A 13,556-nucleotide genomic window follows, 5' to 3' on the forward strand; every position below is an offset into this window, starting at 1 on the left:
GTATCATTAAAATTAATTTAAAAAAGAATAAGGAATTCCCATGACCAACTTAACCATCATCATCATGGCAGCAGGCAAAGGCACTCGCATGAAATCGAGCAAGCCAAAAGTACTACAACCGCTGGCAGGCAAGCCTTTGCTACATCACGTACTCGCCACTGCCAAACAGTTGGGTAGCCAAAAAAATATCATTATCTATGGTTTTGAAGGTCAGCAAGTCAAAGATGCCTTTGCCGATGAACAAATTGATTGGGTCGAGCAAGCTGAGCAATTGGGCACGGGTCACGCGGTGCAAATGACTTTGCCGGTGTTGCCTAAAGAGGGTAAAAGCTTGATTTTATCAGGCGACGTGCCACTTATTGGCGTCGATACCTTGCAGAAATTGACAAATACAGAGAGCCGTTTTGCCATGCTGACCTTAAACTTAGCCAACCCATTTGGCTTGGGGCGTATTGTGCGTGACAACAACCAAGTAATCGCCATTGTCGAAGAAAAAGATGCCAACGATGAGCAAAGACAAATCACTGAAATCAATAGCGGTGTGTACTGTGTCGCCAATGATATTTTGCATCGATATCTCAATAACTTGACCAATAACAATGCCCAAGGCGAATATTACCTGACCGATATCGTCAAAATGGCGGTGGATGATGGCATCGAAATTGCCACCGTATCGCCGACCCATCAGTTTGAAATCGAAGGCGTGAATGACCGTCTGCAGTTGGCAAATCTAGAGCGTACTTGGCAAACGCATCAAGCCCAAGCGCTGATGAAACAAGGCGTACATTTGATTGACCCAAGCCGTTTTGATTTACGCGGTTCGCTAAAAGTTGGCAAAGATGTGCAAATTGATATTAATGTCATCATTGAAGGTGACTGTGAGCTAGGTGACAACGTCAAAATCGGCGCAGGGTGTATCATCAAAAACAGCAAAATCGCCAGTGGCACCGTGGTGCAACCTTACAGTTTATTTGACAATGCGGTAGTAGGCGCAGACAACCAAATCGGACCATTTGCCCGTCTGCGCCCCAATGCGGTCACTGATAAAGACGTGCATATCGGTAACTTTGTGGAGCTTAAAAACACCCAAATGGCAAGCGGCGCCAAAGCCAATCATTTGGCGTATTTGGGCGATGCCACCATTGGACAAAAGACCAATATCGGCGCAGGCACTATCACTGCCAATTATGATGGCGTCAATAAGTTTAAAACCGAAATCGGTGATGAAGTTAGAATTGGCTCAAATGCGGTGCTGATTGCCCCTGTGACCATTGGTGACCGTGCCACCATTGGCGCTGGTAGTGCCATCAGTAAAGCCTGCCCTGCCGAAAAACTGTCCATCGCCCGTGGCAAACAAGTCACGATTGAAGGTTGGCAACGTCCTGTTAAAGTGAAATAGTGAGAAAATATGAAAATCTTAGAATTTGAGCTTTTTATAAAACAAGCATCACTAAATGCTCTACTAATAACATTCGCTAACTCAAAACCCTTCGATAGTAAAGGTGCAAAAGGTTTTGTAATTGAATCATCTTATAAAGCGTCAAAATATGCTCCTTATCCATTAACTGAAGAGATCTATCAATTAAACAACCAATTATTATCAGAATTTTCAGGGCTGGATTTTCAGTTAAATGGTACGAAACACCAATTTTTTATAAAAAGCTTATTCGTAACTGATGAATTTTTTAAACATATCTATAAGCAAATTCAAATCAAACGTATTGAAAGTCAAATTTCTGATGATGAGTTTTCAGATTTGATTTTATTGGCATTTTTTGCGTTTCGTGGTAGCCCTGATTTTAAACTGAATTTTTATAGTTTGGATTTACCTCGCCAAATTGTCAGCTCATTTTATTTAGATAGTTTATTTAAACTCTTAACTAATATTAATGATTTACGTCAATTAAACTTGAACTTTAGAGAATTACAAGATCAGTTTATTACTGGCGAAAATGAACGTAATACCCAATTTCGCATAAATTTACGGTATTTTGCTGATAATTTTACCAACCAATTATCTCGAATTAATCAATTCAAAGCTGATATCTTAAAACAAAATCAAGCCTTAATTCGTACCAAAAACATCGCCCAAGAAAGTAAAACCTTTATTGAAAGATTGATGTTTTATAAAGACAATGTTCTAAATCAACAAAAAACCGAGCGAGAAATTGAGCAGTTACGCAAAGATTTGGGCTTTTTATATGACAATGTAATTGATGAAAAAATCAAACGCAATCAAGGAATTGTTCAATATGTGCGTGCTTTTTTTGATGATGAATGCGTATGTTGCAAAAATCATTATCCACTTGATAATCGTACCTTTAAACTTCGCAATTCCGACCGTTATTATTTAGAAATTCATCACGTTATTTCATTTTCAGCAGACAAGACACTTGACCAAATTGATAATTTGGTGAAAGTTTGCCCTACCTGTCATCGTGCTTTAACCAAAAATCGAGCGGAAGAAACGTATCAAAAACAAATGATTTCTGAAATTTTAGTCAATGCTCCGAATGTGAAAGAATTTTGTTTAAACTTTACTGATAATAATAATTGCGTGCAATTTATTTACGATAGATTAAGATAACATAATGAGAATACTAGATTTATTTTGTGGTGCTGGTGGATTGTCGTATGGTTTTGAACAGGCAGGGTTTGAGCCTGTTTTGGGCGTAGATTTTAATGCCCAAGCCTTAGAAACTTATCAAAAAAATCATAAAAATAGCCAAATTTTATGCGGTAATTTGACATCACAAGAGCTAAAACAACAAATTATTGATTTTGCTAAACAACACCAAATTCAAGGGATTTTGGGAGGACCTCCTTGCCAAGGTTTTTCGTTAAAAGGCAAAAAATTGGGCTTAGAAGATAGCCGAAATTATTTGTTTAAAGAGTATTTGGCAATTGTTCAAGCCATTAATCCTGAATTTATTGTGATGGAAAATGTCAAGGCTTTGACCAATAAAACCAATGAGTATTTTTTAAATCAGATTTTATTAGGTCTAAAAAATATGGGGTTTTTTGTGCAATATAAGGTATTAAATGCCAAAGATTTTGGCGTACCACAAAGCCGTGAACGGATATTTATTATCGCAACCAAAAAACAGGCGTTTGATTTTAATACCATTGAAAAAAAACCTTTGGTGACGGTGGCAGATGCGATAAGTGATTTACATTTTTTGGTAAGTGGAGATGGGCAATTTTTACAAGATTATCCTACTTTACCACAGTCTGATTACCAGCTTGAGATGCGGAAAAATTCAGAAAAATTATACAATCATCAAGCCACTAATCATAATGCAGTAGCTTTGGCTAAATTAGCATTAATTCCCCCTGAAGGAGATAAGTCTAGCTTACCAGAATATTTGAAAGGTAAGCAAAAATTTGATACAACGTGGGGACGATTAAAATGGCAAAGTGTATCGCCAACGATTGATACACGATTTGATACGCCAAGCAATGGTTGCAATTCACACCCAGTTTTAGATAGAGCAATTACCCCAAGAGAAGCTTCTCGGTTGCAAAGTTTTCCTGATGATTTTGTGTTTTATGGTAAAAAAACTGAAATTTGTAAACAAATTGGTAATGCTGTTCCACCGAAATTGGCGTTTGAAATTGCTAAAGCCCTGCAAAAGCTGATTAAATAAAGGGGATAAGTTTGAATATTACTTTATTTAATTCAGATATACATTATCAATTATTTAATGATGATTGTATGAATGTAATGAAAAATTTACAACAGCAAAGCAAAATGGTTAATCACATTATCACCGACCCACCGTATGCCATTTCGCAAAATAATAATTTTCATACGATGAATAATCCAAGAAAAGGGGTGGATTTTGGCGATTGGGATTGGAATTTTGACCCATCAGCTTGGCTAGATTTGGCGTATCCGCTACTCGACAAAAATGGCTCAATGATAATTTTTTGTTCATACCGTTTTATTTCTCAAATTACTCAAAAAATTGAATATTTGGGTGGCGTGGTTAAAGATATTATGATTTGGCAAAAAGCAAATCCGATGCCAAGAAATATCAATCGGCGATATGTGCAAGATATGGAATTTATGATTTGGGGGGTAAAATCCAAAAATAGCAAATGGATTTTTAATAAACCTGAAAACAAACCATATCAACGTGGTTTTTTTCAAACGCCAACTTTACTTGGCAAGGAAAGAACGGCTCACCCCACCCAAAAACCCATTACGTTAATGCGAGAAATTATTCAAATTCATAGCAATGAAAATGAGTTAATTTTTGACCCTTTTATGGGAGTGGGTTCAACAGGCGTGGCAAGTGTAAATCTAACTCGTGCGTTTATTGGTGTAGAGCGAGAGAAACAATGGTTTGATATTGCCAAACAAAGATTAAACTGTTCTGTATTATGATAGATTAACAATAGCTTACTTAACGACTTGGAGTAAGTTTTTACCGATAATATATTTAAATTTTATCAAAAACCTGATACTAAGGAACATTTATGTGCGGTATCGTTGGCGCCATTCGTGCGCAAGACAATGTGGTAGATTTTTTAACCGATGGCTTAAAACGCCTAGAATATCGGGGTTATGACTCATCGGGTATTGCGGTGCAAACCGATGAAGGACTCAAACGCGTGCGCCGAGTAGGGCGTGTTGCCTTGATGGAAGCCGCTGCCAAAGAGCGCGGCGTGTATGGTCACACCGGCATCGGTCATACTCGCTGGGCGACCCACGGCGGCGTCACTGAGCCAAATGCGCATCCGCATATCTCGGGTGATTTGATTTCGGTGGTACATAACGGCATCATCGAGAACTTTGAAGCCGAGCGCGCCCGCCTTCAGCAAAATGGCTATCATTTTGAGTCACAAACCGACACCGAGGTCATCGCCCATGCGGTGCACCAGCACTATGTACAAAACGGTGGTGATTTATTCAAAGCGGTACAAGCGGCGACCCAGCAATTTCATGGCGCGTATGCGATTGCGGTGATTGCCAATGATATGCCACAAAACATGGTGGTGGCGCGTATGGGCTGTCCGTTACTCATTGGCTTAGGTGAACATGAAACCTTTATCGCATCCGATGTCTCAGCAGTTGTCGCCTTTACCCGTCAAATCATGTATCTTGAAGATGGTGATATTGCCCAGTTGACGGCAGATGGCGTGGTACAAATGATTGATAAACAAGGCAATCCAGCGACCCGCAAAGCCACCACTTCGCAAGTGTCCTTAGCGTCTCTTGAACTAGGGGCTTATAGCCACTTTATGCAAAAAGAAATCTACGAGCAGCCAAAAGCAGTGTCAGATACCGCCGAAATCTTTTTGGATGCCGGGTTTATCGCCAACAACTTTGGTGAAAATGCTGAAGCCGTCTTCAATGATATCGACAGTATTAAGATTCTTGCCTGTGGCACGTCGTATTATGCTGCATCGACCGCCAAATATTGGTTGGAAAGTATTGCCAAAATTGCCACCGATGTCGAAATCGCCAGTGAATACCGTTATCGTGAGGTGATTGCCAATCCAAAACAATTGATTATCACCATCTCGCAATCAGGGGAAACGCTAGATACCATGGAGGCGCTAAAATACGCACAAGCCATGGGCCACAAACATAGTCTATCCATCTGTAACGTGATGGAATCCGCCTTGCCTCGCGCCAGTGAGCTAGTAGTCTACACCCGAGCCGGTGCGGAGATTGGGGTCGCCTCAACCAAAGCCTTTACTACCCAGTTAGTGGCTTTATTTGGTTTGGCGGTGACACTCGGTCGTGTGCGTGGCTATGTGGATGACACTAAACTGGTCGAATACACCAATGCGCTGCGCAGCTTGCCCAATGATATTCAATATGCGCTCAATCTTGAGCCACAGATTAGCAGCTGGTCAAGCAAATTTGCTGATAAGCCAAGCGCGCTGTTTTTGGGACGTGGTATTCATTACCCGATTGCATTAGAAGGCGCATTGAAGCTCAAAGAAATCACTTATATCCATGCAGAAGCCTATCCTGCTGGCGAGTTAAAACACGGTCCACTGGCATTGGTTGATGAAAACATGCCTGTGGTGGTGATAGCGCCAAATGACAGCCTACTCGACAAAGTCAAAGCCAATATGCAAGAAGTCTCGGCGCGTGGCGGTCAGTTGTTTGTCTTTACCGATCTTGACAGTGATTTTTCTGATAGTGAAGGCGTACACGTGATTCGTACCCCACGTCATATTGGTGTGTTATCGCCCATAGTACACACCATTCCTGTACAATTGTTGTCTTACCATGTTGCGCTTGCCAAAGGTACAGACGTTGATAAACCCCGTAATTTGGCCAAGAGCGTCACGGTGGAATAAACTAAGCTATAAGTTAAGCTGGCACAAAAAAACCGCTAATCGTTAGCGGTTTTTTTGTGGAAAAGTATTAAGAAGGGTCATCATCGTAGGTATAATAGCTATTTGCAGTTTCATCGAAGCTGTCGATACGCTCAGGGTAATTACCTTCATTAAAGCGCTTTTCGTTGTGCTCATGGGCGTGACGTACATCGTGATTGTAAGCAATTAACGCCTCATTATTTGCCAAAAAGCTATCAGGATTTGCCATGACCCACATTTGGTTAAAAACATCTGAGCGCGCCGATAAATCCAGTAACACGCCAGGTTCCGTAAAATAATAAAACTTGGATAATAGCTTAATCTGCCCATTTTCCAGGCGTCTGGCGATATGATACGCTTGTAAATCTTTTGGGTGTTTTAAACCTACCGCACCGACAATCGCTGCCAATGATTTAAGCGTGTTTTTATGAAAATTATAGACCCGCTGTGCCTTATCAGGAATATGTAATGCCCGTTGACGATACGGGTCTTGGGTAGCAACCCCAGTTGGGCATTTGTTGGTATGGCACGCGCGTGATTGGATACAGCCCACCGCAAACATAAAGCCACGCGCTGAGTTACACCAATCTGCACCTAGCGCTAGCATGCGAGCGATATCAAAGGCAGAGATGATTTTACCACTGACACCGATTTTGATTTTGTCACGCACCCCCGCACCCACCAGTGTGTTGTGCACAAGCAAAAAGCCATCGAGTAGTGGCATGCCAACATTATCCATAAACTCAACAGGCGCAGCACCTGTACCGCCTTCTGCACCATCAACCACGATAAAATCAGGGTAATTATCTGCTTCAATCATAGCTTTGACAATCGCCATAAACTGCCAAGGCTGTCCGACACACAGCTTAAAACCAACCGGCTTGCCCCCTGACAGTTCACGCAGCTGTTGCCAAAACTGCACCATTTCACGCGGGGTGGTAAAGGCTGAGTGGCTCGCTGGGGAAACGCAGTCTGCATCCATCGGTACATCACGGGTTTCGGCAATTTCGGGGGTGATTTTTTCTTTGGGCAATACCCCGCCTTTACCAGGTTTTGCCCCTTGCGACAGCTTGATTTCAATCATTTTGACTTGCTCAATGCGCGAGCGCTCAGCGAATTTTTCGGGACTAAACGTGCCATCGTGATTACGGCATCCAAAATACCCGGTACCCAGCTCCCAAATCAAATCGCCGCCGTGTTTTTTGTGGTACGGACTAATCGCACCTTCACCTGTATCATGAGCAAATCCACCGAGTTTTGCGCCCTGATTGAGCGCTTCGATTGCCGCGGCTGAAAGACTGCCAAAACTCATGGCAGAGATATTAAACACCGACATCGAGTAGGGCTGCAGGCATCGTTCACCGCCCACCATAATACGAAAATTGGTTTCTTTGAGGGGGTAGCTAAGGGTGGATTGTAAAAACCATTCTTTGCCAGACTGGTATAGATTTTCTAAGGTACCAAAGGCATTGGTATCACTGACGTTTTTGGCACGTTGATAAGCAAGCGCACGCTGCTGGCGCGAAAACGGCACGGCGGCTTGGTCATCTTCAATCAAATACTGGCGCAGTTCAGGTCGAAACTCTTCCAATAGATAACGAATATGTCCCGAAATTGGGTAGTTACGTAAGACGGCATGGTGGACTTGTATCAAATCATAAATGCCCACCACAAAGCCCACCAGACCAATCACTATCAGCCACCATTTAAGTAGCACAATCCCCAACGCAAGGATAGCAAAGGCAATGACAAACACGCTGTAGCGAAACACAACGCCTTGCAAATAGGGCTCTTTATGGGTAGGGGTTACCGTGATATCAGTGCGCTTGTCAACCATGACAATCTTCCTTATCAGATAGGATCGCGGACAAAATAATCATCGCAAATTTGTGGTTATTTTAAATGTCGGAGGGGGTAATGCGATTACAAAATGGTCAATCACTTGTCAGCAAGGTGGTGTGACAAGTGATTGTGTGATTAAGCTTGAAGGGCAGCGGCGTGGTGAGCAAAATGGTCAGCGATAAAACTACTGATAAAATAGTAGCTATGGTCATAACCGTCGTGCATACGCAGCGTCATCGGATAATTGGCATCCTTGGCAGCTTGCGCAAAAAGCTCAGGTTTGAGCTGCTCAGCCAAAAACTCATCCCCACTACCTTGGTCAATCAATAGCGGTAATTTTTTGCTATGCGCAGACTGTTTCATCAACCCTAAGCTATCGTAGTTTGCCCAGGTGCTTTGGTCATCGCCTAAGTAAGCGCTAAAGGCTTTTTGTCCCCAAGGCACTTGTGACGGTGCGACGATGGGTGAAAAAGCCGACACGCTGGCATAGCGCTGCGGATTGCGTAGGGCAATCATCAGCGCGCCATGTCCACCCATACTATGACCAAAAATACTGCGCTGGTCACTGGCTGGGAAATGCTGTTCAATTAGATTAGGCAACTCATCGACGATATAATCATACATCTGAAAATGCGTTGCCCAAGGCGCTTGGGTGGCATTCACATAAAAGCCTGCCCCTTGCCCCAAATCATAAGCGCTGTCATCAGGCACATCATTACCGCTAATATCAATACCCCTAGGACTGGTATCGGGTGCTACCACAATCACGTTGTGACGACTGGCATACTCAGCAAACCCAGATTTTTGAATAAAGTTTTGCTCAGTACACGTCAGCCCTGATAGCCAATACAGCACCGCACATTTTTGAACTGTTGTTTCAGTGGTTTTGGCTGCTTCATGGGCGATGGCTTTGGGTGGCAAATAGATGGCAAATTTCATCTCCGTGTGTGTGGTAGCACTGGTATGCTGCCACACTTGTAGGTCACCACCGTGCAATTTATGCGATTCAATTTTTTTCATGGTGAATTTCCCATTCTTTATAATGCCAAGTTTGGTAATGGTTTAGTAATGCAACACTGAACGAATGGACTCACCTTTATGCATCAAATCAAATGCGGTATTAACATCTTCAAGCCCCATGGTATGGGTGACAAAAGGTGCCAGTTGGATATCACCGTGCATGGCTTGCTCCACCATACCTGGCAGTTGTGAGCGACCTTTCACCCCACCGAATGCAGAGCCTAACCAGCGGCGACCTGTCACTAGTTGGAACGGACGAGTGGCAATCTCTTGACCTGCGCCAGCGACACCAATAATTACGCTTTGACCCCAACCGCGATGCGCGCATTCAAGTGCCGAGCGCATGACATTGACGTTACCGATACATTCAAAACTGTGATCCACACCCCAACCTGTCATCTCAACAATCACTTGTTGAATGGGTTGGTCATAATCTTTTGGATTGACAAAATCGGTCGCGCCAAACTCACGGGCTAACTCAAATTTGTCGGGGTTGGTATCAACCGCAATAATGCGGCCTGCTTTGGCAAGTTTGGCGCCTTGAATAACAGCAAGCCCAATACCGCCAAGCCCAAACACCGCGACGCTATCGCCTTCTTGTACTTTAGCGGTATTTTTTACCGCACCTAGTCCTGTGGTCACGCCACAACCTAATAGACAGACTTGCTCAGGATTGGCTTCAGGATTGATTTTGGCAAGCGATACGTCAGCAACGACAGTATATTCACTAAACGTTGAGCAGCCCATGTAATGATAAATTGGCTGACCCTGATAGCTAAAACGGGTAGTACCATCAGGCATCACGCCTTTACCTTGGGTGGCACGCACCGCGACGCATAGATTGGTTTTGTCACTTTTACAAAATAAACATTCACCACATTCAGCCGTATACAGCGGAATGACATGATCACCAGGTTGTACACTGGTTACCCCTTCACCGACTGCCATCACAATACCTGCGCCTTCATGACCCAAAACCGCTGGAAAAACCCCTTCAGGGTCATCGCCACTCAAGGTGAATGCGTCCGTGTGGCAAACGCCCGTATGAGTAATTTTGACGAGTACTTCACCTTTACGCGGTGGTTCAACGTCGATTTCGACGATTTGTAATGGTTCTCCCGCAGCAAAAGCTACCGCAGCACGCGATTTGATAGGTTTGCTAAAATCTAATGGCGCTGTGGCCGCAGTCATATCTGTCATCGGTTTATCCTTGTTATATTGGTTTTATTAAAAATGCCTTTGGTCGGCATTATAACATAACCAATTATCGCATGATTAAGCTTGAAATTGTAAGCAATTGGGTTTAATTAAATCATCATTAAAATTAAAAATTTGAATTGGATTTTTAAAAATATTTAACAAGAAAATTTTGCCCATACCTTACAAAAAGTCATCGATAAAACGCCCGTTAAAAGAGTAGTGATTATCACGTTGGGTGATTTGCTAGGCGTTAAAGGCAAGTTTGTCAATCTTGGCGTCAAATATGTCAAAAAACTGGTAGCACCTTACCAAATTGACAACAACTATCAGCCGTTACGCTTAAGTCAGGTATTAACAGCTGCTCAAAATTTACCTTATCAACCGCCAAATAAATCACTGGATGATGTTGCCTTTATTCAATACACAGGCGGCACCACAGGCAGGCCCACGTCATTATGCATTTATTGAACAATTGCCCAAAACCGCGGTTGGCAAAATTCAAAAGACTCAATTACGACTGATTGATCAATAGGGCTTTTTACCGCTTTTTACGCCATTTTTCTTTATACAACCGCTTAATACAAGCGCTTAGATAAGCTGGGGCAACCTGATAGACTAGAACAGGCTGGGCATTTGATGGCTAGTGTAAATCACTTGTCACTATTTTATCAACTTTTCAGCCTGTTTTTTCAATCATCACTTTTTTATTCAATGATACTTTTACATTTAACAATCATCCATAGGGTTTTTTAAGCAACCCTATGATTATTAAGCACATTTTTTCAGCCTAACCGACACGGTTTTAAAGGCAGGCATGCCTGATTTTTTATCAAAATCTGTCATCGCAATCAGTGGATTGGCTTCAGGGTAGTACATGGCTAGATTGCCTTTAGGGATATCATACAAAATGACTTGAAAGCCTGTGACTTTTCGCTCAATACCATCGCCGTATTCACTTTGGATAGTCACCTTATCACCTGCTTTTAAATCCAATCTATCAGCATCATCAGCATTCATAAAAATTACTTGCCGCGTGTCAAAAACGTTGCGATAGCGGTCATCCAACCCATAAATGGTGGTATTGAATTGGTCATGAGAACGGATACTGGTTAGTGTTAATAAATCATCGGGCTGAGCCGTCAATTTATCTGCATAAATCTCGGTTAACGGTGTAAAGAAAAAGGTGGCTTTACCAGATTGGGTCTGCCATTCATAACGGTTGGCAGGATGCGGTAGATGAAAGCCTTGTTTGGTATAGACTTTTTGGTTAAAGTTATCAAAGCCTTCAATGGCTTTAGCAATGTCATTACGAATTCGGTCGTAATCTTCTACATACCAAGCCCAACGAATCGGGCTATGCCTAAGTGTAGCCGCAGCGATACTTGCGATAATCTCAGTTTCAGCGCGCAATTTATGTGAAACAGGCTGACGCGCTCCTTGTGACAACACCACATTACACATGGAATCTTCAATACTAATGTATTGGTTATTGTCGCCTTGCTTATCAATTTCAGTTCGTCCTAAACAAGGTAAAATAATGGCTTCTTTACCATGAATCAAGTGGCTACGATTGAGCTTGGTCTGTATCTGTACCGTTAACTCACAGCCGCGAATACCCGCTTCTGTACGTGCTTTATCGGGGGTTGCCACTGCAAAATTGCCCGCTAGGCTCATAAATACTTTAACCTTGCCTTGTTGCATGGCTTCAAGGGTCTCTACAACGTTATAGCCATGCGCTCTAGGGGACTTAATGCCAAAAACTTTGTCGATTTGATCAAGTAGCTTATCTGAAGGCTTGTCCCATACACCCATGGTACGGTTACCTTGAACATTACTATGCCCACGAATCGGCGCAAGTCCCGTCCCTGTCTTGCCAATATGCCCCATAACCAAGGCTAAATTTGCCAACATATGCACATTGTCCGTACCATGACGATGCTGGGTGATGCCCATACACCATGTTAAAATAGGACGTTTACTCTCTCGATAAAGCTGGGCTAGTTGCTCAATTTGCTGCGCGTCTAACCCTGTAATATGATAAATGGTTTGCCAATCGGTCGCCCTTACCCCTGCAATCATTTCATCAAAGCCTACGGTCTGGGCTTGAATAAAGTCATGATCAAAAATAGCGGCTTTACCGTTATCCCGTGCCTCGCGATCCCAATTATCTAAATGCTTGAGTATGCCCGTCATTAACGCATAGTCTGAGCCAATGTTTAGCTGGAAAAAATAGTGACTAAGTGGCGTGCTACCATTTGTCAGCATTTGGCTTGGGCGTTTTGGATCTTGAAAACGGGTAAGTCCCCGCTCTTTAAGCGGATTAATCACAATGATTTTGCCACCACGCTCAGCGACATTTGCCAATGTTTCTAGCATACGTGGGTGATTGGTACCTGGATTATGCCCAAAACTCCACACGCTGTCACAATGCTCAAAGTCATCCATTACGATGGTTGCTTTACCTAAGCCGATACTATCTTTTAACCCCACACTGCTTGCTTCATGGCACATATTGGAGCAATCTGGCATATTGTTCGTGCCATAGCATTTGGTAAATAACTGATACAAAAACGACGCTTCATTACTGGCTCGACCAGAGGTATAAAAGACAGCTTCATTCGGGTCATCCAATCGATTGAGATGACTGGCAATCAACTGATAAGCAGCTTCCCATTCGATGGGTTCGTACTTATCAGTCGCCGCATTGTACTGCATAGGCTCAGTCAAGCGTCCTTGGTTTTCCAAGAAATAATCACTTTGCGCGAGCAGTTCAGTGACGGTATATTTGGCAAAAAAATCAGCCGTCACGGTTTTTTTGGTGGTTTCAAATGCCGTTGCTTTAGCCCCATTTTCACAAAAATTAATGGGCTTTTTTTTGCCGTTTGGAAATGCACAACTTGGGCACTTAGTGCCAAATGGCTGATTTAGGTCTAATAATGTGATTGGCGCACGGGTCAATGCCTGCTGCTTTCGCATATTACCTTGCACGGCTATCAACGCACCCCAACCCCCAGATGGCGTAATAAGCGCATCAAGTTTATTATCGGTTTGGTTCAAATCGGTGGTATGAGTCAAACTATGAGGAAGATTGACATAGTCAAAAATTTGATTCGTCAACGTATGGAAGGGTTGCATTAATCGCATGGCGTTTTCCA

10 protein-coding genes are annotated in these 13,556 nt (G+C 42.8%); 6 read left to right on the forward strand and 4 right to left on the reverse strand.

Going from position 1 to position 13,556, the window contains the following annotated elements; genetic code table 11:
* The first annotated feature begins 40 nt into the window (after nucleotides 1-40).
* From glmU to glmS, 5 genes are all read left to right on the forward strand, one after another.
* Nucleotides 41-1,399, forward strand: a complete 1,359-nt coding sequence (glmU, locus tag RNZ41_RS00840) for a bifunctional UDP-N-acetylglucosamine diphosphorylase/glucosamine-1-phosphate N-acetyltransferase GlmU (protein ID WP_314027348.1) — start codon at nucleotides 41-43, stop codon at nucleotides 1,397-1,399.
* Between the two features lie 9 nt (nucleotides 1,400-1,408).
* Entirely contained in the window at nucleotides 1,409-2,587 is a 1,179-nt protein-coding gene (locus RNZ41_RS00845) for an HNH endonuclease signature motif containing protein (RefSeq protein WP_101964379.1), read from the forward strand.
* A gap of 4 nt (nucleotides 2,588-2,591) precedes the next feature.
* Entirely contained in the window at nucleotides 2,592-3,647 is a 1,056-nt protein-coding gene (locus RNZ41_RS00850; protein WP_180949423.1) for a DNA cytosine methyltransferase, read from the forward strand.
* Nucleotides 3,648-3,724: 77 nt separating this feature from the next.
* The gene (locus RNZ41_RS00855; protein ID WP_227715548.1) at nucleotides 3,725-4,390 is read left to right on the forward strand and encodes a DNA-methyltransferase; all 666 of its coding nucleotides are present in this window, start codon (nucleotides 3,725-3,727) and stop codon (nucleotides 4,388-4,390) included.
* 92 nt (nucleotides 4,391-4,482) lie between these two features.
* The gene (gene glmS / locus RNZ41_RS00860) at nucleotides 4,483-6,321 is read left to right on the forward strand and encodes a glutamine--fructose-6-phosphate transaminase (isomerizing) (RefSeq protein WP_314027349.1); all 1,839 of its coding nucleotides are present in this window, start codon (nucleotides 4,483-4,485) and stop codon (nucleotides 6,319-6,321) included.
* A 67-nt stretch (nucleotides 6,322-6,388) separates the two neighbouring features.
* On the opposite strand, the gene RNZ41_RS00865 is transcribed toward glmS, so the two are convergent.
* The 3 genes from RNZ41_RS00865 to RNZ41_RS00875 all read right to left on the reverse strand — a co-directional run bounded on the left by RNZ41_RS00865 (nucleotide 6,389) and on the right by RNZ41_RS00875 (nucleotide 10,353).
* Nucleotides 6,389-8,176 (reverse strand): FMN-binding glutamate synthase family protein, encoded by a 1,788-nt coding sequence (locus RNZ41_RS00865; RefSeq protein WP_314027350.1) that lies wholly within the window; start codon nucleotides 8,174-8,176, stop codon nucleotides 6,389-6,391.
* A gap of 140 nt (nucleotides 8,177-8,316) precedes the next feature.
* Complete coding sequence (gene fghA, locus RNZ41_RS00870; protein ID WP_314027351.1) at nucleotides 8,317-9,201, reverse strand: S-formylglutathione hydrolase; 885 nt, start codon at nucleotides 9,199-9,201, stop codon at nucleotides 8,317-8,319.
* Between the two features lie 42 nt (nucleotides 9,202-9,243).
* A complete protein-coding gene (locus tag RNZ41_RS00875) occupies nucleotides 9,244-10,353 on the reverse strand; it encodes an S-(hydroxymethyl)glutathione dehydrogenase/class III alcohol dehydrogenase (RefSeq protein ID WP_036595305.1) in 1,110 nt (369 codons plus the stop codon).
* A gap of 267 nt (nucleotides 10,354-10,620) precedes the next feature.
* Between RNZ41_RS00875 and RNZ41_RS00880 the strand changes: the two genes are divergently transcribed.
* Nucleotides 10,621-10,869: an AMP-binding protein gene (locus RNZ41_RS00880; RefSeq protein ID WP_007115126.1), complete on the forward strand. Its 249-nt coding sequence runs from the start codon at nucleotides 10,621-10,623 to the stop codon at nucleotides 10,867-10,869.
* 300 nt (nucleotides 10,870-11,169) lie between these two features.
* Here RNZ41_RS00880 and RNZ41_RS00885 read toward each other — a convergent pair whose 3' ends face one another.
* Complete coding sequence (locus RNZ41_RS00885) at nucleotides 11,170-13,545, reverse strand: FdhF/YdeP family oxidoreductase (protein ID WP_138018379.1); 2,376 nt, start codon at nucleotides 13,543-13,545, stop codon at nucleotides 11,170-11,172.
* Nucleotides 13,546-13,556: the final 11 nt, after the last annotated feature.

This window comes from Moraxella sp. DOX410 (assembly GCF_032248735.1).
Classification (GTDB): domain Bacteria; phylum Pseudomonadota; class Gammaproteobacteria; order Pseudomonadales; family Moraxellaceae; genus Faucicola; species Faucicola tetraodonis.

What these genes read in the sequence shown, in the direction of transcription:
- glmU (WP_314027348.1), top strand. Translation starts at nt 41, where the DNA reads ATGACCAACTTAACCATCATCATCATGGCAGCAGGCAAAGGCACTCGC.
- RNZ41_RS00885 (WP_138018379.1), bottom strand. Translation starts at nt 13,545, where the DNA reads ATGCGATTAATGCAACCCTTCCATACGTTGACGAATCAAATTTTTGAC.
- RNZ41_RS00865 (WP_314027350.1), bottom strand. Translation starts at nt 8,176, where the DNA reads ATGGTTGACAAGCGCACTGATATCACGGTAACCCCTACCCATAAAGAG.
- fghA (WP_314027351.1), bottom strand. Translation starts at nt 9,201, where the DNA reads ATGAAAAAAATTGAATCGCATAAATTGCACGGTGGTGACCTACAAGTG.
- glmS (WP_314027349.1), top strand. Translation starts at nt 4,483, where the DNA reads ATGTGCGGTATCGTTGGCGCCATTCGTGCGCAAGACAATGTGGTAGAT.
- RNZ41_RS00855 (WP_227715548.1), top strand. Translation starts at nt 3,725, where the DNA reads ATGAAAAATTTACAACAGCAAAGCAAAATGGTTAATCACATTATCACC.
- RNZ41_RS00845 (WP_101964379.1), top strand. Translation starts at nt 1,409, where the DNA reads ATGAAAATCTTAGAATTTGAGCTTTTTATAAAACAAGCATCACTAAAT.
- RNZ41_RS00850 (WP_180949423.1), top strand. Translation starts at nt 2,592, where the DNA reads ATGAGAATACTAGATTTATTTTGTGGTGCTGGTGGATTGTCGTATGGT.